Raw genomic sequence first — 22,091 nt, 5'->3', positions numbered from 1 at the left:
ACCGCATTAGTGCCTGGTGAGTTTGCGCGGTACTAATTAGGGGAGCGTGCGGAGATACTGGTCGGGTATCGCCCCTGCGGCCGGCCCACCGCGCGACGATCGATCGCCCGGCACCGAGGAGCCCATGAACGAGCGCGACGAATTCCTGCGGGACCGTCTGCAGCCCGACCGGCCCAGCGTGCCCGGGCCCCGGCCCGGCGGCAACCGGAGTGCGCCACCGCAGGCATTTCCCCCACCCGCGCAGCGCCCCGCCCCGGGCCGGTCGTTTCCGCCGCCCCACTCACCCCAGCCACCCCAGGCGTCCCCATCAGCCCCGCCACGGCCCGCGGGGTCCCTACCACGTCAGCCAGCCCAGCCGTCCCCGCCAGCCCCGCCGCGCCAGCACGTCGCACCCCCTGGCCCGCCGCGCCCCGGCACGGCGCCTGCGCAGCCGGGCGCGCCTGTTATCGCGGCTCCGGCGCCCGACGCCGCCCTGGTGCCGCTCCCCGGCCCCGAACTCCCCGACACCGGCTGGCGGCGCATCCTGCGGCTGCTCACCTTTGGACTCGTCAAGCTGGGTCCGTCGCCCGCACAACGCCAAGACGCCGAATTCGAAGCCGCCATCCGGACCGGTTTCCGGGGCAACCACAAGGTCGGCGTCGTCGGCAAGGGCGGAGTGGGGAAAACCTCCGTCGCCGCCAGTGTCGGGTCGCTGTTCGCCGAGCTCCGCCGGGGGCAAGACCACGTGGTGGCGATCGACGCCGATACCGCCTTCGGCCGGTTGAGCAGCCGAATCGATCCTCGGTCGACCAGTTCGTTCTGGGAACTGACCGCCGACAAGAACCTCGAGACCTTCACCGACATCGCCGCGCGGGTGGGCCGTAATTCGGTCGGGCTGCATGTGCTCGCCGGCGAACCGGCGTCCGGCCCGCGCCGGGTGCTCGATCCCGCGATTTACCGCGAGGCGGCGGCGCGGCTGGACCGCCATTTCACGATCTCGGTCATCGACTGCGGATCGACGATGGATTCGCCGGTCACCCAGGAAGTCCTGCGCGACCTGGATGCCCTGATCGTGGTGTCCTCGCCGTGGGCCGACGGGGCGTCGGCGGCCGCCCGGACCATGGAATGGCTATCGGATCAGGGCATGACCGACCTGTTGCACAACACGATCGTGGTGCTCAACGACTCCGACGGGCACGCCGACAAACGCACCCGGGCGCAGCTGGCCCGCGAGTTCGTCGATCACGGACAGCCGGTGGTCGAGGTGCCCTACGACCCGCATCTGCGCCCCGGCGGCGTCATCGACGTGACGCATGAGATGGCCGGCCCCACCCGGCGCAAGTTGTTGCAGGCCACCGCGCTGATCGCCGGGTTCTTCGGGGCGAGCCCTGACCGTGCACCCGGCTCCCGGCCGAGTGGCCACGAGGGCTGACGCTCAGCTGGCTGCGAACCGGGCCGACGGGTCGGCGATCGCCTCGATCTTGCCGACGAGCGGGCCGCGCATGGTCAGCACAATGGCGGCGAAGAGCCGGCGATCGGCGAACGCGAGCACCACCGGCTGCCCGGCGGGACCGCTGACCAGGGTGACTCCCGGCCCCAGATAGCGCATCAGGTTGGTGGCCACCGCGTGCGGGCCGTAGTTGATTTGCGGCGGGGGTGGCGGGTCGGCAAGGACGGTGCCCACCCCCCAGACCGTCGGGTCCAGGACTGCGGTCAGTGCGGCGATGTCGCCGTTGGCGCAGGCGGTGATGAACCTCTCGGTGACCAGCTGGTGCTCAGCGGGGGCCACCTCGCTGTGATTCGGCTGTGCCGCGGTGAATTTCGAACGCGCGCGCCGCGCCAGCTGACGGCAGGTGCCCACCGGGCGCCCGACGGTTTCGGCGATCGTGTCGAACGGGACGCCGAACACGTCGTGCAATACGAACGCGACCCGTTCGCCGGGACTGAGCCGCCGTAACACTTCCATCAGCGCGGTGCGGACCTCGTCGTCAAGGGTGACCCGATCCGCCGGGTCCAGGTTCCGCGATTCCGCGACGTGGGTGCCCGGGTCGTCGTGGTCGGCATCACTCAACCGCTCGTAGCGCACTCGTGCCGAGCGCACCTGATCGAGGCAGAGCCGGCTCGTGACGACGGTGAGCCAGCCGCGGATGTCGTCGACCTCGTTTGGGCCCGTTCGCGATAGCCGCAGAAATGCCTCTTGCGCAACATCTTCGGCGTCGCCGACATCGCCCAGGATTTGATATCCGAGATTGACCAGATAGGGCCGGTGACGACGCCAGGCATCGGCGAGCTGGTCTGTCGGCGGCTGCGACTGGTTCATGAAACATCGACGATCTGGGGCCGGAAAAAGTTACCGCTACCGACTGTAACTTCCCCATCTTCGCGCCCGTCGTTGATGGAGATCTTCGACTTTCAGGAGGAAACACCAATGACCATCGTCGTCACCGGAGCGACCGGCAATGTCGGACGCCCCCTAGTTGCCGAACTTGCCGCCGCCGGCGCCGACGTGCGCGCCATCACCCGCTCGCCGGGCGGCGCCCGCTTTCCCTCCGGCGTCGAGGTGCTCGGCACGGTGGCCGAGGCACTGCCGGGAGCATCGGCGGTATTCCTGAACTCCCGCGCCCTCGGCGAGACTCTCGCGCAGACCGTCGCCGCATGCCGCAGCTCTGGAGTCACCAAACTGGTTGCCCTGTCGGCGATCAACGCCGACGACGACTTCTCGCGACAACCATCGCGCTTTCGCGGCGACCGTAACCGGGAGGTCGAACAGCTCGCCGTCAACTCGGGTCTGGAGTGGGTGAGCCTGCGGCCCACGGTCTTCGCGACGAACTTCGCCGGGATGTGGGCCGCACAGATCCGCGCCGGCGATGTGGTGGCCGGGCCGTATGCCGCGGCATCGACGGCGCCGATCGTCGAGAGTGACATCGCGGCGGTCGCGGCGCGAGCCCTGCTCACCGATGAGCTTGCCGGCCAGCGGGTTCCGTTGACCGGACCTCAGGCGCTGACCAACTCGGAGTTGGTGGAGGTAATCGGCGCGGTACTGGGGCGTCCGCTGCAGTACCGGGAGATACCCGCGCAGGCAGTGCGGCAACGCTTCGTCGACCTGGGTTTCGGCGCGGAGTTCGGCGACGCGTACACGGCCATGCTCGCCGAAACGCTGCACCGTCCCGCGCTCGTCACGCACGACGTGGAGAAGATCCTCGGCCGAGCGCCGCAGTCCTTCGTGCAGTGGGTGTCTGAGCACCGCGACTTGTACACGAACTAAATCCGCAGACAGGAGATTCCGAAATGTCCGAACCACAACCGCCGCGCTACCTCAAACCCATGAACAAAATGATGATGGCGGTGCAACGACTGGGGATACCGACCGGCCCCGCCATGGTGCTCACGGTGCCCGGCCGCAGGTCGGGCCAACCGCGCAGCAACCCGATGACGCCGTTTGAATTCGAGGGCGGCCTCTACGCGGTCGCGGGCTACCCGGGAGCGGACTGGGCGGCCAACGCCCGGGCAGCGGGTACCGGCATCCTGGCCCGGGGCCGGCGATCCCGGGAGGTCAGCATCGTCGAACTGACCGCCGAGCAGGCGCGCCCGGTGTTGCGGGAGTTCCCGAAGAAGGTCCCCGTTGGGGTGTCGTTTGCGAAGCGTTCGGGAATGGTCCGCGACGGGACTTCCGACGAATTCGAGGCGCTGGCGGGCCGGCTCGCCGTTTTCCGATTCGACCCGGTCGCTTCTGCGTAGCGCCCCGAAACGCACGACAGCGCGAGAACCTTGTTTGGTTCTCGCGCTGCGTGTTCGCCGGTCGGGGTTATCGGACTGCGGCGCTGCAAAGATGAAGCCGCGCAACTGCTTTCACTCCGATCCCGGACGCTGCCGTACTGCGGACGCCCCGGGAGGTTCGGGGTTTAGGCCGATTTGGCCGTCTCGCGCACCGGGTAGCCGTTGCGCTCGGCCAGTGAGCGCAATTGATTCAGGGCGAACGCCCGCGGGCGGCCCGACTCGGGAATCACGACGCCGGCCCACAGTCCTTCGGCGCCGGTGGACTCAACGGCATCGCGAGCGCACAGCCACCGGCGAGGGCAAGCCCGGCACAGGGCCTTCGCCTCGGCGTCGGGAGCCGTAGTCCAACGGTCGGGGTCCTGGGTGCAGGCGCCCAACGGGATGTTGTCGCCCAACGGGATGTTGTACAGCGTCGCGGTCATCACTACGTTCCTCCAGAAAGCGTTGCAGTTCTGCGTCCTATGACTCGATAGGGTATAGCATTAACTATCGCATTGCAACAGTTTGATGATGCACTACTTACCCATCGCTCCACGCAGGCGCTTCGGTGACATCTCACGCGCCGGAGGCTTCACCAGGTTTAACTGGCGGAAGACGCCGGCGGAACGATGCCCCAATGGTGCCGCCGAGCAGGCGATACGAGGAGGATCGCGGTCGGGTCGCCAAGCTTGGCCACGCCGGGCGGCAAACTGTAGCGGTGATGCGGTTACGGGACGGTCGCGCCTCGAGGCTGCGTTCGAGTTAGTTCTGTAACAATTTGGGCGCAGAACCGTAGCGGCGCGATAGGATCTGGCGGGTGCAGCAGTTAGAATCCTGATGACGGAGAGCCCTCCGCCACAACAGAAGTCGAGCGAGGAATCACCGACGATGTCCAGCGCCGCCTCAACTGCCCCGCCAGCTCTGCTGGTTGTGCACAGCGGTGACACCTCGCACGCGATCGAACCCGGGCGCGGTGTGGTGACCATCGGCCGAGAGCCTCAGGCCGGTGTGCAGATCGATGATCCGCAAATCTCGCAGGAGCACTTGCGCGCCGAAGCCGCCAACGGGGAGTGGCGCATCGTCGACAGCAGCCCCAGCGGCATGTTCGTCGACGGGCTACGAACGACCTCCGTGACCGTCACCGACAAGACGATCGTCCGGTTCGGGGACCCCACCGCGGGGAAAGCCCTGACGTTTGAAGTCGTCAGGCCGCCGAAATCCGTCGACCAACACGAGGTTGACGATTCCGATGAGCAGGGGGACAAGATCGCGCCAATCGATCTGGATCCGGGCGTCGTTCGCGCCGGAGCCGCAGCCGCCGCGCGTCGCCGCGAACTGGACATCAGCCAGCGCAGCCTCGCCGCGGACGGGATCATCAACGCCGGCGCGCTGATTGCTTTCGAGAAGGGTCGCAGCTGGCCGCGCGAACGAACCCGCGCGAAGCTCGAGGAAGTGCTGCAGTGGCCCGCCGGAACCATCGATCGGATCCGCCGCGGCGATGCCGTCGCCGATGATCCCACCCCGCCGGCCGTGCCGATCGACGGTCCCGCGGCGGCCGACAATCCAGTGACCGACGGCGCCGCATCGCTGATCGCGCAGGCGGTCGTCGCCGCCGTGGACGGGTGCAGCCTGGCCATCGCCGCGTTGCCGCCCGCCGCGGACCCCGAGTTCACCGAGCGCTCGGCGCCCATCCTCGCCGATCTACGCCAACTCGAGGCGATCGCCGTCCGGGCGACCCGGATCAGCCAAATCACCCCGGAGTTGATCAAGGCCCTGAGCGCGGTTCGTCGGCACCGCGACGAATTGATGACGCTCGGAGCGAACGCTCCAGATGCACCACTGGCGCAGCGGTTGTACGCCGCGCGGCGCCGGGCCAACCTTTCGGCGCAAGAAATTGCGCAAGCGGCCGGCGTCGACGAAGAAATGATCGTGCGCGCGGAGGACGAGGAGCCTTTGCCCGCACACGTAACGGCCGCGATCGAAACGCTAATAGGGCACATCGACTGATTTCGGCGAGTGCCCAACCACCGCCAATTCGCACTATTCGCCTTCCGGCAACCTTGCCGCAATGTTTACCGTGGCGGCCGAATGCCGGGTGGTGGAAGCTGTTGCCTAGCCGAAAAACTCGTGCACTGGACCTGCTCGCGGCGCTGTTAGGCTCGTTCTATCGTGCACAGGATCGGTGCGCAGGATCTACAAGCTTGAAGGGAAACGCCGACGTGGCCTGGCTTAACGGTGCAACAGACTTAGCGACGTGTGTGAAGAGCTTTGGTTCCGGTGTCACTGCTGCCTCGACGAGTGACTGGGCCAACCTGGGTGCGAGCGCTGCCACGATCGTCGGCAAGGGGCTCATCTATGCGGGCAAACAGAATGCGGTCCTAGCAAAGGCGTTGAAGGACAGCGGAACAAAGTGTCTGCCTACGCCGACGGCCATTGTTGACGCCGCCGCGCTGGCCGTCACGATCGTCGACTTGCTTAACGGATTTGGAAGCCCCAACTCGGGGTCGGCCGTTTCCACCGCTGCGGACAAACTCAACCTATTCCTCAAAGATTTGGACCCCGCGAGCATTCCGGATCCGCGGGACTGGAGCGGCGACGCCGCGACGGCCTACATCAACCAGGTCAACACGCTCAAGGGTTTCGTCGACAAGATGAAGGAGTACGACCAGACCCTGAAGGGCTACCTGAGCAAGCAGGCGGGCGAGGTCAAGCAGGCACACCTGTGCTGCACGGTCAACGTCGCCGTGCTGACCGCTGCCGCGGGTATTGCCCTGGCCTTGTACCTGATCCCGATCGCGGGCCCGGGCATCTCGCAGGCGTGGCAGATCGTCGCCGCCTTCGCGTGCTGTGCGGCGGTCTTCGTCGTCGAGATGCTCGCGCTGTCGAGCTCGATGGGTATCGCCAACGACTGCTCGACCCTGGGCCAGAAATACGTCCAGCTGGGCAAGGACGTGGGCACGCAGCTGGCAGGCAACTACGACAGGATCCAGGGCAAGGTCGCCTCGGAGACCTCGTCCAAGCTGTCCGGCTTCCGCGCCGTCTCCGACGGCCTGACGGACTGCTCCTTCGCGTCCGCGACGCCGAGTGTCAACAAGCTGGCCGCCGAGGCGGGCGACAAGGTCTCGCCGGAGCAGAAGGCGCTGCTGGGCGCGTCGACCGACAAGGCGGGCGCCGCCAAGACCTCGGAGACAAAGACCGACTCGTCGACCAAGACGGGTGACAAGACACCCGCCCCGGCGGCGTTCACGCCGCCCAGTCTGGCTCAGATCGGGCAGGCGTCCCAGGGGCTCAACCAGGTCGGTCAGACCCTCGGCCAGGGCATGCAGCAGATTCAGTCGCTCGCCCAGTCCGCGAAGGGCTCCGCCCCCGCCGCGGCTCCGGTACCGGCGCACGACGTGAGCGACGTCAAGGATGACGAGGACAAGAAGAAAGAAGACGACGCGAACAGCGACGCTGAAACAGGAGCCGCGGCCGGTAAAGGCGGTGGCACCGAGCGTGCACCCGTCGACGCCGCGGCACCTGCCGCAGCCGGCCGCGAACGCCTCCTCTGATAGCTCGCGTGTGAAATAGGCAGCGGGCCAACGCCATAACGCGAAGATCAAATCTTTAGGAGACCGACCAATGGCAAATAATCTACTCGTCTCACCGGCGATCCTCGAGACGCTGGCGACCAAACAGGAAGCGGCACAGAAGGATGCACAGGCTGCCGCCGACGCGCTGAATGGCACCGGAAGCAACTGCTGGCTTACGCACGGCGTCATCAGCGGGTGCTCCAACGGGGCTTTCGACACCATCGAGGGCATCCGCAAGACCGCGGGCAAGGCGCTGGGCGACGCCAGCCTGCTGATGGCCGCGAAGCTGCGTAGCGCCAAGGCGGCGTACGAAGGTGTTGACAGCGAGCTGGCTGGCAACCTCAACAAGCAACTGCTCGACAAATAATGATCTCCGGTCCCCTCGCCCCCGGCCGCGCCGGACTGGTAGACGACGTCGTCGGCGTCGAGGTGACTATCGACGGCATGCTGGTGATCGCCGACCGGCTCAACCTGATCGAATTCCCAGCGGCACTGGGGATCCGGCAGAACATCCCGCAAGACGATTTGTGCAAGCTGGTCTGGGATCAAGTGGAGAAGGACCTCACCGCACAGGGCGTGCTGAACGAATTGGGTCACGTCCACCCGACCGTGGCCGCGATCGTCGACACGCTCAGCAGGCCGGACCGGACCCTCGAGGGCCGGTGGTGGCGAGGTGACGTGGGCAGCGGCGTGATGGTCCGTTTTGCGGTGTGCCGCAAGGGCGATCGTCATGTCATAGCCGCACGGCACGGCGAGCTGATCGCGTTGCAACTGGTGGCGGCGCAAGTGGGTCTGGCGGGCATGGTGACGGCCGTGCTGGGCCCGGCGACGCCGGCCAACGTCGAACCGCTGACCGGTGTTGCGAGCGAACTGGCCGAATGCACCACGGCGGCCCAGCTGGCCGGTCTCGGCGTCGCCCCGGCCACCGCCCGCGTCTACGCCGAGATCGTCGGCAATCCGGATAGCTGGGTGGAGATCATTGCCGGGGAGCGTCACCCCGGCGGCACCTACACGCAGACCCAGGTCGCGGCGGGCGTCCTCGACTCCCCGCTGGGCCGGCTGGTGTCACTGCCCCGCCGCGTCCACGGCGAGCTGTGCGGAAGCTTTCTATCCGGCAGCCAAGAAAACCTGCAGCGGACGCTGGACGGACTGCTGGAATTCCTCCCGTCGCGCGCGTGGCTCGATCACACTCCAGATGACGAGTCCGAGCACGCCGACCACACCCACGCCTCCTATCGAGGCTGATTTCTGCCGCAACCAATCTCAGAAAGATGGATCCCATGTCCCAGCATGATGAACACGACGATCTCTCCGCGTTGGACTTCTCCTCCTACCAGTCCGGATCCGACGACGATGGTCAGGAACACGCGGACGCGCTCGACTTCTCCGCCGCCTCCGACACCGACGAGGAGTCGCACGTCGACGCGCTGGACGCCTACGCGCCCGCCGAGGACGAAGAGGTCGACACCGGGCTGCACGCCATCGCCGCTACCACCGAGCGCGCCGAGGACGAAGACGACGAGGACGACGTCCAGCAGTTCACCGTGGCCAACCCGCCCGAGACGGTCTCGGTGTCGGCGCTCATCGACGGCCGCACCCAACGGGTGACGCTGTCGCCGACCGCGACCAACCTGACCGAGGCCGAACTTGCGGACGAGATCATCGTCCTGGCCGAGCTGGCCCGGCAAAAAGGGCTGGCCGGGCAGCGCACCTACGTCATGGACAGTGCCGCCGATAACGCCGGGCTGCAACAACTCGACGACATGGGCCTGGACAGCAGCCAGCTGCTGCGTGACTTCGTGGAGACCGGCATGCGGTTGCCGACGGAGGAACAGGCCGAGACGGCACAGGCCGAGGTGTTCGCCACGCGCTACACCGCCGATAAATGAGCGATCATCTGGCCGGCCTGTTCGAAAGTGCGGTCGGCATGCTGCCGGTCTCGGAGTCACGGGCGCTGGACCTGTTCACCGAGATCACGAACTACGACGAGACCGCATGCGACGCATGGGTCGGCCGCATCCGGTGCGGCGACAACGATCGGGTGACCCTGTTCCGAGCCTGGTACTCGCGCAAGCATTTCGGGCATCTGTCCGGGCAGGCTCAAATCTCGATGACCGCGCTGGCCGCCCGGGTTCCAATCGGCGGCCTTTACGGCGACATCACCTATCCGGTCAATTCGCCGTTGGCGATCACCATCGGTTTCGCGGTCAATGAGGCGTCGCAGGGCAACTACGCCGATGCCATGGAAGCCATTGACGGCCTGGCAGCCAGCCCCAGCGCCGGTACCGAGCACCTGTTGTCGTGGACCAAGGCGGTGGTCTACGGGGAAGGGCAGCGATGGACCGAGGTCACCGACGAAGTCCGGGCGGCCGGCAAATGGCCGGACGCGTTCCTGGCCGCGGCCGCGGGCGTCGCACACGGGGTCGCTGCGGCCAACCTCGGTTTGTTCACTGAAGCCGAGCGCCGCCTGACCGAGGCGAACTCCTCACCCGCGGGTGAAGCGTGTGCGCAGGCCATTGCCTGGTTTTTGGCCATGACCCGCCGCAGCCAAGGGAACGAAGAAGCGGCCGTGGCCCTGCTGGAGTGGCTGCAGACTACCCACCCCAGTCCCAAAGTGACTGCGGCGCTGAAGGATCCGTCCTATCGTCTGGCGACGACCAGCTCCGAGCAGATCGCCGCGCGAACCGACCCCTGGGATGCGGGCAGTGTCGTGGCCGACACCTCGGGGCGGGAAAAGCTGCTCGCCGAGGCGGAGACCGAGCTGCGCCGCCAGATCGGTCTCACCCGGGTCAAGGATCAGGTCGAGCGATACCGCGCCGCGACCCAGATGGCGAGGGTTCGTGCCGCCCGCGGCATGAAGGTCGCGCAGGCGAGCAAGCACATGATCTTCACCGGACCGCCGGGCACCGGCAAGACGACGATCGCCCGCGTGGTGGCCAACATTCTGGCGGGCTTGGGCGTCATCCAGGAACCGAAACTCATTGAGACGGCGCGTAAAGATTTCGTCGCCGAATACGAAGGGCAGTCTGCGGTCAAGTCCGCGAAGACGATCGACCGCGCCCTGGGCGGTGTGCTGTTCATCGACGAGGCGTACACGCTCGTTCAGGAACGAGAGGGGCGATCCGACCCGTTCGGGCAAGAGGCGCTCGACACGCTGCTGGCGCGGATGGAAAACGACCGCGACCGTCTCGTGGTGATCATCGCCGGCTACAGCAACGACATCGATAGACTGCTGGAGACCAACGAAGGACTGCGGTCACGGTTCGCCACCCGTATCGAATTCGACTCCTACTCACCCGAGGAGATTCTCGAAATCGCAAAAGTCATCGCTAAGAACAACGACTCGGTGCTGAGCGTGGAGGCGGCCGAGAACATGCTGGAGGCGGCGAAACTGCTCAGCCCAGCGGACCGTGCGCGGCAAGGCCGGCATCGACGTCGCGGGCAACGGGCGCTACGCGCGGCAAATGGTCGAGGCCGCCGAACAATACCGCGATATGCGCCTGACTCAAGCACCCGACTTCGAGGAGCTCGACGCCGATTTCTTGCGCGAGATCAACGGCGAAGACATGGCCGAAGCGGTGGCCTCGGTGCACGCACGGCTGGCCATTACCGAGTAGCGCATGGCGGGCATTCGGCTTACCACCAAGGTCCAGGTGAGTGGCTGGCGCTTTCTGCTCCGGCGGTTGGAGCATGCCATCGTTCGCCGGGACACCCGAATGTTCGACGATCCGATGTCCTTCTACGGGCGGTCGGCCGCGCTGGGCATCGTCATCTCGGTGATGATCCTGGTGGGCGCCCTGGCGATGGCGTACTTCAAGCCGCAGGGCAAACTCGCCGGCGGTAACTTGTTCGTCGACCGTTCGACCAACCAGTTGTACCTGATGGTGTCTGGGCAGTTGCACCCCGTGCACAACCTGACCTCGGCGCGGCTGATGCTGGGCAATCCCGCCGAGCCCACCGTCGTGAAATCGGCTGAGCTAGGCAAATTCCCGCGGGGCCAGACGGTCGGCATCCCGGGCGCGCCTTACGCCACGCCGGTCTCGTCGGACCCGGCGTCGGTCTGGGCGCTGTGCGACACCGTCGCCAAAGCCGAGACCATCAATCCCACCGTGCAGACGTCGGTGATCGCGATGCCGCTGACGCTGGACTCCTCGGTGGACGCGCTGCAACCCAACGAGGCACTGCTGGCCTACTACCAAGGCAAAGACTGGATCATCACGTCGACCGGCCGGCACGCCACCGATCTGGCCGACCGAACCCTCACCTCGGCGGTGGGCATACCCGTGAACGCCAAACCGAGCCCGTTGTCCACCGCCGTGTTCAACGCACTGCCCGACGGCGGGTCCTGGCAGCTGAGTCCGATCCCGGACGACGGCGCTCCCAATACCCTTGGGCTACCTGACTTTCTGGTGATCGGGTCGGTATTCCAGATCCACGCGCAATCGGGGCCGCAATACTTTGTGGTGCTGCCCGACGGCGTCGCACCGATCAACGCCAATACCGCGGTGGCGCTGCGGGCGGTCCAGTCACACGGGCTGGTCGAGCCGCCGTCCGTGGTATCGAGCCTGGTCGTCAGAATCCCCGAACGCGTGTACAACTCGCCCCTGCCCGACCAATCGATCAAGATCGTGAACCGGCCGAACGAACCGGTGTTGTGCTGGACGTGGGAACGCCGGCCCGGCGAGCAGACGCCGAGGACCGCGGTGGTGACCGGTCGGCATTTGCCGATCCCGACATCGATGATGGGCCAGGGCATAAAGCAGATCCAAGGCCCGGCAACGGTTTACATCGACGGTGGAAGGTATCTGCAGTTGCAGTCCCCGGATCCCCGGTATAGCGAATCGCTGTACTACGTCGACCCGCAGGGCGTGCGGTACGGGATATCCGACCCGAAGGCCGCCGCGTCGCTGGGCCTGCAGTCGCCGAAACCCGCGCCGTGGGAGATCGTTCGGTTACTGGTCGACGGACCGGTGCTGTCGAAAGAAGCCGCCCTGCTGGAGCACGACACCCTGCCCGCCGACCCGAGTCCGCGAAAGCTGCCTGCAGCGCCCGGAGCCGGCTGATGTCGACGAGAAAGTTCACCCCATCGGTCACCCGCGGCCCGCGGCTGACGCCGGGCGAGATCGCCGTCGTACCGCCCGAGGACCTCGGTGTCGATGCCCCGCCCAGCTTCGTCCAGCGGGTGATGCCCTACGTCATGGGTGTGTGCATGCTCGGGATGATCGGCATCATGGTGTTCACCGGCACCAAGGCGCTGTCACCGTACATGATGATGACGCCGCTGATGATGATCACGATGTCGTTGAGCATGGTGGGTGCCAGTGGTGGCGGCGGCGGCAAGAAAGTGCCCGAGATCAACGCCGACCGCAAGGAGTACCTGCGGTATCTGGCCGGACTTCGCCCCCGGGTCACATCGTCAGCCACCGCGCAGGTTGCCTTCTTCAGCTATCACGCACCCCACCCCGACGATCTGCTGTTGATCATCGGCACGCCCCGGCAGTGGTCGCGCCCGGCCAGTGCCGACTTCTACGCCGCCACCCGCATCGGGATCGGTGACCAGCCGGCGGTCGACCGGCTCATGAAGCCGTCGGTCGGCGGCGAGCTCGCGGGTCCGACCGCGGCACCTCAGCCATATCTGGAGCCGGTCGCCAACATGTGGGCGGTCAAGTTCTTGCGCACCCATGGCCTGATCCACGATTGCCCAAAGCTGCTGCAGTTGAGGACATTTCCGACGATCGCCATCGGCGGCGACCCGGCGGAGGCGGCCGGACTGTTGACGGCGATGATTTGCCACCTGGCGGTCTTCCATCCGCCGGACCTGCTGGCGATCCGAGTGCTCACCGAAACCCCGGACGATCCGCAGTGGTCCTGGCTGAAATGGCTTCCGCACGTGCAGCATCCGACCGACATCGATGCGGCCGGTCCGGTCCGGATGATCTCCGCACAACCCGAAAGCCTGTCCGATCTCGCCGCGCGCGGTCCGCATTCACCGGATTCGACGCCAGGTGGGCCCTACGTCGTCGTCGTGGATCTCACCGGCGGCAAGGCCGGGGTCCCGCCCGACGGCAGGGCCGGAGTCACGGTGTTCACACTCGGCAACCACCGCGGCTCGAACTACCGGATCCGGGTCGCCGAGGACGGAACGGCCGACGACCGGCTGCCCGGCCAACAGTTCCGGCAGGTGACGGCGAGCACCGACCACATGACGGCCCAGCAGGCGACGCGCGTCGCGAGAAAGCTGGCCGGGTGGTCGATCACCGGCACCATCGTCGACAAGAAGGCCAGCACGGGCGGCCCCAAGAAGAAGGTGGCGACCGAGTTTTATCAGCTGGTCGGCGCCAAGAGCGTCGAAGACATCACACCGTCGCGGTGGAAGATGTTCGCCGACAAAGACCCTGATCGCCTCAAGATCCCGTTCGGTCACCAACTCAAGACCGGCGAGATCATGACCCTCGACATCAAGGAGGGTGCTGAATTCGGCGGTGGGCCGCACGGAATGCTGATCGGAACCACCGGTTCGGGGAAGTCCGAATTCCTGCGCACCCTGATCTTGTCGCTGGTGGCCTTGCACCATCCGGATCAGGTGAACCTCCTGCTTACCGACTTCAAAGGTGGTTCGACATTCCTGGGAATGGAGAATCTCCCGCATACCGCCGCGGTCATCACCAACATGGCCGAGGAAGCCGAGCTCGTCGGCCGGATGGGTGAGGTGCTGACCGGCGAACTCGACCGCCGGCAGAATCTGTTGCGCCAGGCCGGGCTTCAGGTCGGTGCAACCGGAGCGCTATCCGGCGTGGCCGAGTACGAGAAATATCGAGAGCGCGGCGCCGATCTCAAGCCGCTGCCAACGCTTTTCGTCGTCGTCGACGAGTTCGCCGAGCTGCTGCAAAGTCACCCGGACTTCGTCGGGCTGTTCGACCGGATCTGCCGTGTGGGGCGTTCGCTGCGCGTACACCTGCTGCTGGCCACCCAGTCGCTGCAGACCGGCGGCGCGCGCATCGACAAACTGGAGCCCAACCTCACCTATCGGATCGCATTGCGCACCACCAGTTCTCACGAATCCAAGTCGGTGATCGGAACGCCCGAGGCGCAGTACATCACCAACAAGGAAAGCGGTGTCGGGTTCTTGCGGGTCGGCATGGAGGACCCCATCAAGTTCAGCACCCTGTACACCGGCGCGACCTATGTTCCGCCGGTGCACACCGAAACCAACGGCAAGGCCGACAGCGTGGACGGCGCGCGCCCCGGTCCCCGGGGTGTGCAGATCCGCCAGTTCACCGCGGCACCGATACTCGACGATCTCGAAGACGGGGTACCGGCGCCTCCCGCTCGCGGGGGGTGCCGGTGTGAGTGTCGAGTCGAACGGCAAACCGCTGAGCGAGGTGATCCTGGACCAACTCAGCACCGTGGAGTCGCATGCGTACAAGATGTGGCTACCGCCGTTGGTCAATCCGACACCGGTCGACGAACTCGTCCAGCGAGCCAACCTGCAACCGCTGTACTTTCCGCTGGGCATCATGGACGAGCCGCGTCGGCACCTCCAAGAACCTTGGGGCGTCGACGTTTCCGGCGGTGGCGGCAACATCGGCATCGGCGGCGCGCCGCAGACCGGCAAGTCGGCGCTGCTGCAGAATCTGATGCTGTCGGCCGCGGTCACCCACACGCCCCGGCAAGTCCAGTTCTACTGCATCGACCTCGGTGGCGGTGGGTTGATGTACCTCGACAGTCTGCCGCACGTCGGCGGGGTGGCCACCCGGTCAGAGCCGGACCGGGTGATGCGCGTGATCGCGGAGGTGCAAGCCGTTCTGCGACAACGGGAAGCCACCTTCAAGGAGCACCGGGTGGGCTCGATCGCCATGTATCGGGAGTTGCGTGCGGATCCCAGCCAGCCCGTTGCCGCCGACCCGTTCGGCGATGTCTTTCTCGTCATCGACGGCTGGCCGGCATTCGTCGCTGAATTTCCCGACCTCGAAGCGCACGTCCAGACGCTGGCGGCACAGGGCCTGTCGTTCGGAATCCACACCATCATCACCACGCCGCGATGGACGGAACTCAAGTCGCGGGTCCGCGACTACCTCGGCACCAAGATCGAGTTCCGGCTCGGTGACGTCAACGACACCCAGCTGGACCGAGCCACCCGGGATATCCCGGCGAACCGACCGGGCCGCGGCATGTCGGTCGAGAAGCACCACCTGATGATGGGCGCACCCCGGCTCGACGGCGTGCACAGCACCGAGGGCCAGGTCGAGGCAATCACGGTCGCGGTCAACCACATCGCGTCCCACACCACCGACGAAGCACCGCGGGTCAGGGTGCTGCCGGAGCGGATCCATCTGTATGAACTCGACCCGAACCCGCCCGGGCCGGAATCCGACTACCGCACTCGTTGGACGATTCCGGTCGGCATCCGCGAAACGGATCTCACGCCCGCCTACGCCCAGTTGTACGCGGCGAACCACATCCTGATTTTCGGTGCGGCCAAGTCGGGCAAAACAACGATTGCCCACGCGATCGCCCGGGCGATCTGCGCCCGCAACAGCCCCGACCAAGTGCGCTTCATGTTGGCCGACTACCGCTCCGGACTGCTGGACGCGGTCCCGGAGAGTCATCTCCTCGCCGCGGGCGCGATCAACCGCAACGCCCAGTCCCTGGACGAGTCGATCAAAGCGCTTGCGATGAACCTGCAAAAGCGGCTGCCGCCGGCCGATCTAACCGCCTCGCAGTTACGGGCGCGGTCGTGGTGGACGGGATTCGATTTAGTGCTTTTGGTCGACGATTGGCACATGATCGTCGGCGCTTCCGGGGGGATGCCGCCAATGATGCCGTTGGCCCCATTGTTGCCGGCCGCTTCGGATATCGGATTGCACATCATCGTCACCTGCCAAATGAGCCATGCGTATAAGTCGACCATGGACAAGTTCGTCGGTGCCGCCTACGGTGCTGGATCTCCGACCCTGCTGCTCTCCGGGGACAAGACCGACTTCCCCTCGAGGGAGTTTCAGGTCAAGTGCCGACCCCCTGCCAGGGAATTCTCGTCTCGCCGGACGGCAAAGACGTCATTCAGGCCGCCTACATCGACCCTCCAGAAGAAGTGCACTGACCACCCGGAGCAGGCGGTTAGGATTATCCCAACGCCCATTACGGGAGCCGGAACGGAAACGCGATAAACCGAGCCGGGGACCGCATTGTGCGATTAAGATTTTCACTGCAACAGAATAGCTTGCGTTCACTCATAATTTGATATTCGTTCACGTGCAATTCGAGAAGGGTAGCGCAAAATGCAACCCGTCCGACATTGTCTTCGCGTGCGAAATTTTTGCCTAACAGCAGACCGCAAGAGCTAACGCACTACATACCTCGCGACCAAGGGAGACAAAGCATGCTGTGGCACGCTATGCCACCGGAGCTGAACACCGCGCGGCTGATGGCCGGCGCGGGTCCTGCGCCGATGCTCCAGGCCGCCGCGGGGTGGGAGACGCTGGCCACCAGTCTCGAAACCGAGGCCGCCGAGCTGGCCGCGAGCATGACCGCTCTGTCGGGAGCGTGGACCGGGACCGGCAGCGAGCGCGCGACGGCCGCATCCGCGCGGATGGTGACGTGGTTGCAGACTGCCGCGCTGGCCGCACGCAAGCGCGGCATGCAGGCCGGGGCCCAGGCCGCCGCTTACATGAAGGCGTTGGGAATGACGCCGTCGCTGGCGGAGATCGGGACAAACAGGATCACCACTTCGGTTCTGATGGCCACCAATTTCTTTGGTATCAACACGATGCCGATCGGGTTCAACGAAACGGACTACTTCGTCCGGATGTGGAACCAGGCCGGTGGCGCCATGGACATCTACGCCGCCGAAACCGCGGCCAACACAGTTTTCGAGCCACTTCCCGAGATGACTCCGATCCTCGCGCCCGGAATGGACGCGGCTGCTGAGGCTGCGACAGCCGGGGCGGTGAGCATGCTGTCCCAGGTGGCCTCCGAATCCGGCCCCGGGCTCACGAGTGCGCCGACGACATTGCTCGGCGCGGCCGACGACGCGGACGACCTCGCCCCCACACCCTCTGGGATGGACCAGGTTTCGCAGTTCATGGGTGGCCTGGGGCAACTGAGCGGACCCATGCAGCAGCTCATGCAGCCGCTGCAGCAGCTGACATCCATGGCCGGCCAGTCGGGCGGCATGGGCGGTTCGACCCTGGGCGACGGCCTGATGGGCGGCGGCAGTCTGGGCGGCGGGCTCGGTAAGGATGGCGCGCAGCTGGGCCTGATCGGTGCACCGCCCCTGTCGTCGCATCCGCTGCTAGGCGGCTCAGGCCCGAGCGTCGGCATGGGACTGATGCACGCGGAGACACTTCCGGGTTCCGGTCTGAGCGGCCCGCGTACGTCGATGATGAGCGAGTTGCTCGACAAGCCCGGCGGCGGTGCTGCCCTCGCGCCCGCCGGTGCCGGCGCTGGCTCGTCGGCCGGAGCCGGCGCAGCGCCGCTCGGTGCGGGCGCCGGGACGCAATCCAGCGCGGCCGCCAAGCCGGGTCTGGCAGCTCCGGTCGCGCTCGCGCGCGAAGAGGACGAAGGCACCAACCTTCATTACGACGAGCTACACGGCGTCGACGACGGAGACGACTGGTGAGCGTCAACCACAACAGACTTCCCGGCCGCCCGGGCCGGAAGACTTGCCAGCACTTGGCGAGGACAGAGCACAGAGAAAGTAGTTCAACATGGCAGAGATGAAAACTGATGCCAGTACCCTCAGCGCCGAGGCCGGGAACTTCGACCGGATCGGTGGCGAGCTTCAGGGCGTCATCAAGGGCGTAGAGCACACCGGCGGCGAATTGGCGAGCCACTGGACCGGCCAGGCCGGTTCCGCCGCGCAGTCCGCGCTGCAGCGCTTCCAGGAAGCCGGCAACGCGCAGATCAAGGCGCTCACCGACATTCACGAGAAGATCAGCCACGCCGGCGTCCAGTACCAGCGCGCGAACGAAGAGCAGGCCTCCAACCTGCAGTCGACCGCCGGCAACATGGGCTTCTGAGCCCGCCTAACCCCTCAGCGTCAGAAAGAAACGGAGAAAAATCATGTCGGAAGCTCAGTCATGGAATTTCAGCGGCATCGAGGCCGGTGCCAGCTCCATCGCACAGTCGGTGCAGACCGTTCAGGGTCTTCTCGACGAAGGCAAGCAGTCTCTCGCCAAACTCGCCGAGGCGTGGGGCGGTAGCGGTTCGGAGGCCTACCAGGCCGTGCAGAACGACTGGCAGACTAAGTCGGATGAGCTCAACAACTCGTTGCAGTCGCTGTCGCACACCATCACCGAGGCCAGTGCGGCGATGGCCAGCACCGAGCACGGCGTCAGCGGCATGTTCGGCGGTTAGAACGCACACAACGCCGAAACACGGGATCGGGCGAGTTCGACCTGACGGAAGAACTCGCCTCCTCTCGTGTTTTCGGCGTCATAGTTGGATCTGAGAGGTTCTCATGGGGGCCGACTACGACCGGCTCTTTCAGCCGCCCCCGGGGGGTGAAATCCCGGATACGGCAGCGGATTCGGATTTTGATGTCGACGCCGGGTTCGACGTCGATTCGCCCGCAGCGGCCATGCCGGCGGGGCCCGAAACCCACCACCCCCCAATGCCCGTCGACCAGAACGAGCAACCACCGCCAGCCCCGCCCGAAATCCACTGTCCCCCAATGCCGGTCGACGAAACCCGGCCGGCGCCGTCCCGGCCCGGCCCACCACGCCCCCCAATGCCGGTCAGCTACGACGAGCTGTTTGCGCCTCCCGAGGGAGTCGAGATCCCGGACCCAGGACCGGATTTCGATCTGAACTCGGGCTTCGACACGAGGGTTGCGCCGGTGTCGGCGGGCACACCGGTCCCCAATGGCCACGCCCCGCCACCGCGCATGCCCGTCGACTGGGACGATCAATCACCACCGGCCCGACCCGAGCCAGCAGCGGCCCGGCCCGAACCACCCCGGCCCCCGATGCCGGTCGACTGGAACAACCCGCCGCCGCGGCCTAAACCGCCGCCGATCGAACCCGGCCCGCCAGCAGCCCCTCCCCCACCACCGCGCCGCGCGCGCCAGGCGCCCCGCGATCCGGCCGGCACGCCGCGGCCGCCCACCGCCAACCCTTCGCACCGCCCTGCGCCCGATGCTGCCAAGCACCGCGGCAAACCCGGCCCGCCGCGCCCGCGCCCGCCCGGGCCAGCGGCCCATGCCCAACGCGGTGCGGCACAACGGGGTTCCGCTCCCACGCCCCCGCCCGGCAACCCGCCGCCCACCGCAGACGCGACGTCCCATATCGGGGTCAGGCCCGCGAAGAAGTCGGCCACCCGGATGGTGGCGCGCCGGGGTTGGCGGCGGTGGATCCACAAGCTGACGCGCATCAATGTCGGCCTGTCGCGCGACGAGAAATACGACCTGGACCTACGGAGTCGGATCCGCCGCAGTCCGCGGGGTTCGTATCAGATCGCGGTTTTGGGTCTGAAGGGCGGAGTTGGTAAGACGACGGTGACGGTTGCCCTAGGTTCGGTGTACGCGCAGGTGCGCCGTGATCGCATTCTGGCTTTCGATGCCGACGCGAGTTGCGGAAACCTCGCCGACCGTGCCGGGCGCCAATCCGGTGCCACCATCGCGGATCTGTTGGCCGACAAAGACTTAACCCACTACAACGATGTCCGCGCGCATACCAGCGCGAATGCGGTCAATCTGGAAATACTCCCGGCCGAGGACTACAGCACCGCGCGGCGCGCGTTCAGCGAAGCTGACTGGCACTACGCATCCGATGCGGTGTCGAAGTTCTACAACCTCGTCCTCGCCGACTGCGGGGCAGGCCTATTCGACCCGGTGACCCGGGGCGTGCTCTCGACGGCGTCCGCCGCGGTGATCGTCACCAGCGCGTCGATCGACGCCGCCCGGCAAGCCGCGGTCGCGATCGACTGGTTACGCAATCACGGCCACCAGGATCTGCTGAACCGCGCGTGTGTGGTGATCAACCATGTGTCACCGGGAGATACCAACATCGCCGTCGCCGAACTGTCGCGACAATTCGAGCAGTATGTTCGGCGCGGCCGGGTCGTCGTGCTGCCCTGGGACAAGCACATCGCGGCCGGCGACGAGATCCAATTAAGCCTGCTCGACCCAACCTACAAGCGTAAGATCCTGGAACTAGCCGCCGCACTGTCCGACGATTTCGACAGGAGTGAACGCCGTTGAGCGCGCCCTCCGCCACTGATTCTGCTGCCGGTGCGGGAGCGTCAGCCGCTCCGGCGGCCGCGGGCGCGGCCGCCCCCGCCAAGCCGTCGACCACCCGGGTAACGATCCTCACGGGCCGACGGATGACCGATGTCGTGCTGCCGTCGGCGGCGCCGATAGAAACCTATATCGACGACACCGTCGCGGTGCTGGCCGAGATCCTCGGAGAAACACCGGCGGACGTTCTCGCCGGTTTCGACTTCGCCGCGCAGGGCGCGTGGACGTTCGCCCGCCCAGGCGCCCCACCGCTGCAAGCCGACCAATCGCTGGATGACGCGGTCGTCGTCGACGGGTCGCTGCTGACCCTGGTGTCGGTGAGCCGCACCGAGCGGTACCGCCCGCTCGTCGAGGACGTGATCGACGCGATCGCGGTGCTTGACGAATCACCGGAGTTCGACCGTGCGGCATTGAATCGTTTTGTCGGGGTGGCAATTCCGGTCGTGACGATGGCAATGACCGGAATCGGGGCCGTGGCGTGGGTGGCAAACGGACACCACCTGTGGTGGCCGATCGGGTTGGGCACCGCGGGACTGATTGTCCTGATCGGCAGCTGGGCCGCGAACAGGTTCTACCGCAATCCGAACCTGTCGGAGAGCCTGCTGGCGACGGCGTTCCCGTTGATCGTGGTGGCCGTCGCGATGGCCATCCCGCGGCCACGCGGAATGACGAGTTCGTTTGGGCCACCGCAGCTCGCCGCCGGCGCCGCGACCGTGCTGTTCTTGACATTGATCACCCGTGGCGGCCCCCGCCACCGGACCGAGCTTGCGTCGTTCGCCGCGATCACGTCGATCACGCTCACTGCCGCCGCCTTCGCGTACGGATACGGCTGGCAGCAATGGGTGCCGGCCCTGGCGATCGTGTTCGGTTTGTTCACCGTGACGAACGCGGCCAAGTTGACCGTCGTCTTCGCACGAATCGCCCTGCCTCCCATCCCGGCTGCGGGCGAGACCGTCGAGCACGAGGAATTGCTCGATCCCGTTGCGGGCCAAGAGACCCCCGAAGACAAAGAGACGCGGACCTGGCAGGCCATCATCGCGTCGGTACCCCACTCCGCCGCACGACTCAACGAACGCAGCCAGGTGGCCAAGGAGCTGCTCACCGGTTTCATCACGGCCGGCACCCTGGTCCTGGTAGCCGGTGTGATCGGGATCCTGGTGCGGGGACACTTCTTCGTGCACAGCCTGGTGGTGGCCGGTCTGGTCACGATGATGTGCGCATTCAGGTCGCGTCTCTACGCCCAGCCCTGGTGCGCCTGGTCGTTGCTGGCGGCCACCGTTGCCATCCCGATCGGGGTGACCATCCGGTTGAGCATCTGGTACCCGCAGAGCGCCCGCTGGTTCGTGGTCGTGCTGTTGGTGGCATCCGTGGTCGCACTGTCCGTAGTGGGCGCGGCGGCCGGGATTCGCCGTATTACGCCGGTGATGAAGCGGTCTTTGGAATTGTTCGACGGCGCGGTGGTCGCCGCGATCCTTCCCCTGCTGCTCTGGATAACCGGCGTCTACGACACTGTCCGCAACATCCAATTCTGAGAAATACGGGCAACGCCG

The 22,091-nt window shown here is 66.3% G+C and carries 16 protein-coding genes and 3 pseudogenes; 17 read left to right on the top strand and 2 right to left on the bottom strand.

The genetic code is table 11. The annotated features are described in order from the left end of the window. The first annotated feature begins 124 nt into the window (after positions 1 to 124). Entirely contained in the window at positions 125 to 1,411 is a 1,287-nt protein-coding gene (locus G6N54_RS19300) for a MinD/ParA family ATP-binding protein (RefSeq protein WP_179969090.1), read from the top strand. 3 nt (positions 1,412 to 1,414) lie between these two features. Here the strand turns inward: G6N54_RS19300 and sigI are convergent, their stop codons facing one another. Beyond that, positions 1,415 to 2,299, bottom strand: a complete 885-nt coding sequence (gene sigI / locus G6N54_RS19295; protein ID WP_163791470.1) for an RNA polymerase sigma factor SigI — start codon at positions 2,297 to 2,299, stop codon at positions 1,415 to 1,417. 108 nt (positions 2,300 to 2,407) lie between these two features. Here sigI and G6N54_RS19290 point away from each other — a divergent pair, with 108 nt between their 5' ends. Together G6N54_RS19290 and G6N54_RS19285 are read left to right on the top strand one after the other, a co-directional pair. Then, positions 2,408 to 3,244 (top strand): NmrA family NAD(P)-binding protein, encoded by an 837-nt coding sequence (locus G6N54_RS19290; protein ID WP_163791469.1) that lies wholly within the window; start codon positions 2,408 to 2,410, stop codon positions 3,242 to 3,244. A gap of 23 nt (positions 3,245 to 3,267) precedes the next feature. Continuing rightward, positions 3,268 to 3,717 (top strand): nitroreductase/quinone reductase family protein, encoded by a 450-nt coding sequence (locus tag G6N54_RS19285; RefSeq protein WP_163791468.1) that lies wholly within the window; start codon positions 3,268 to 3,270, stop codon positions 3,715 to 3,717. Between the two features lie 164 nt (positions 3,718 to 3,881). Here the strand turns inward: G6N54_RS19285 and G6N54_RS19280 are convergent, their stop codons facing one another. Continuing rightward, on the bottom strand, positions 3,882 to 4,178 hold the full coding sequence (locus tag G6N54_RS19280) for a WhiB family transcriptional regulator (protein ID WP_163791467.1): 297 nt from the start codon (positions 4,176 to 4,178) through the stop codon (positions 3,882 to 3,884). A gap of 394 nt (positions 4,179 to 4,572) precedes the next feature. Between G6N54_RS19280 and espM the strand changes: the two genes are divergently transcribed. From espM to eccD, 14 genes and pseudogenes are all read left to right on the top strand, one after another. Next, entirely contained in the window at positions 4,573 to 5,742 is a 1,170-nt protein-coding gene (gene espM, locus G6N54_RS19275; protein WP_232072893.1) for an ESX-1 type VII secretion system transcriptional regulator EspM, read from the top strand. A 251-nt stretch (positions 5,743 to 5,993) separates the two neighbouring features. Beyond that, entirely contained in the window at positions 5,994 to 7,286 is a 1,293-nt protein-coding gene (locus tag G6N54_RS19270) for an EspA/EspE family type VII secretion system effector (RefSeq protein ID WP_163791466.1), read from the top strand. A 70-nt stretch (positions 7,287 to 7,356) separates the two neighbouring features. Next, a complete protein-coding gene (locus G6N54_RS19265; RefSeq protein ID WP_163791465.1) occupies positions 7,357 to 7,674 on the top strand; it encodes an ESX-1 secretion-associated protein in 318 nt (105 codons plus the stop codon). A 2-nt stretch (positions 7,675 to 7,676) separates the two neighbouring features. Beyond that, positions 7,677 to 8,552, top strand: a complete 876-nt coding sequence (locus G6N54_RS19260) for an ESX secretion-associated protein EspG (RefSeq protein ID WP_163794840.1) — start codon at positions 7,677 to 7,679, stop codon at positions 8,550 to 8,552. 35 nt (positions 8,553 to 8,587) lie between these two features. After that, positions 8,588 to 9,196, top strand: a complete 609-nt coding sequence (locus tag G6N54_RS19255; RefSeq protein WP_232072892.1) for a hypothetical protein — start codon at positions 8,588 to 8,590, stop codon at positions 9,194 to 9,196. After that, positions 9,193 to 10,924, top strand: a pseudogene (gene eccA / locus G6N54_RS19250) (type VII secretion AAA-ATPase EccA). Before G6N54_RS19255 ends, eccA begins: the two are co-directional and overlap by 4 nt. Positions 10,925 to 10,927: 3 nt before the next feature. Beyond that, positions 10,928 to 12,370: a type VII secretion protein EccB gene (gene eccB / locus G6N54_RS19245; RefSeq protein WP_163791464.1), complete on the top strand. Its 1,443-nt coding sequence runs from the start codon at positions 10,928 to 10,930 to the stop codon at positions 12,368 to 12,370. Then, positions 12,370 to 14,607 (top strand): annotated as a pseudogene (gene eccCa, locus G6N54_RS19240) (type VII secretion protein EccCa); the annotation flags it as partial. The gene eccB and the pseudogene eccCa, both read left to right, overlap by 1 nt. Positions 14,608 to 14,653: 46 nt before the next feature. Then, positions 14,654 to 16,407: pseudogene (gene eccCb, locus G6N54_RS19235) on the top strand (type VII secretion protein EccCb). A 279-nt stretch (positions 16,408 to 16,686) separates the two neighbouring features. After that, positions 16,687 to 17,925 carry a PPE family protein gene (locus tag G6N54_RS19230; RefSeq protein ID WP_163791462.1) on the top strand — a complete coding sequence of 413 codons (1,239 nt, stop codon included), beginning with the start codon at positions 16,687 to 16,689 and terminating at the stop codon, positions 17,923 to 17,925. Positions 17,926 to 18,013: 88 nt separating this feature from the next. Then, positions 18,014 to 18,325, top strand: a complete 312-nt coding sequence (locus G6N54_RS19225; protein WP_163791461.1) for a WXG100 family type VII secretion target — start codon at positions 18,014 to 18,016, stop codon at positions 18,323 to 18,325. A 43-nt stretch (positions 18,326 to 18,368) separates the two neighbouring features. Further along, a complete protein-coding gene (locus G6N54_RS19220) occupies positions 18,369 to 18,662 on the top strand; it encodes a WXG100 family type VII secretion target (RefSeq protein ID WP_163791460.1) in 294 nt (97 codons plus the stop codon). Positions 18,663 to 18,765: 103 nt separating this feature from the next. Beyond that, positions 18,766 to 20,505 carry a MinD/ParA family ATP-binding protein gene (locus G6N54_RS19215; RefSeq protein WP_163791459.1) on the top strand — a complete coding sequence of 580 codons (1,740 nt, stop codon included), beginning with the start codon at positions 18,766 to 18,768 and terminating at the stop codon, positions 20,503 to 20,505. Further along, on the top strand, positions 20,502 to 22,073 hold the full coding sequence (eccD, locus tag G6N54_RS19210; RefSeq protein WP_163791458.1) for a type VII secretion integral membrane protein EccD: 1,572 nt from the start codon (positions 20,502 to 20,504) through the stop codon (positions 22,071 to 22,073). The genes G6N54_RS19215 and eccD overlap by 4 nt, the downstream gene beginning before the upstream one ends. The last annotated feature ends 18 nt before the right edge of the window (positions 22,074 to 22,091 follow it).

Origin of the sequence: Mycobacterium stomatepiae (assembly GCF_010731715.1) — a bacterium.
Taxonomy (GTDB): domain Bacteria; phylum Actinomycetota; class Actinomycetes; order Mycobacteriales; family Mycobacteriaceae; genus Mycobacterium; species Mycobacterium stomatepiae.
This window is presented reverse-complemented; position numbering and strand designations above follow the sequence as displayed.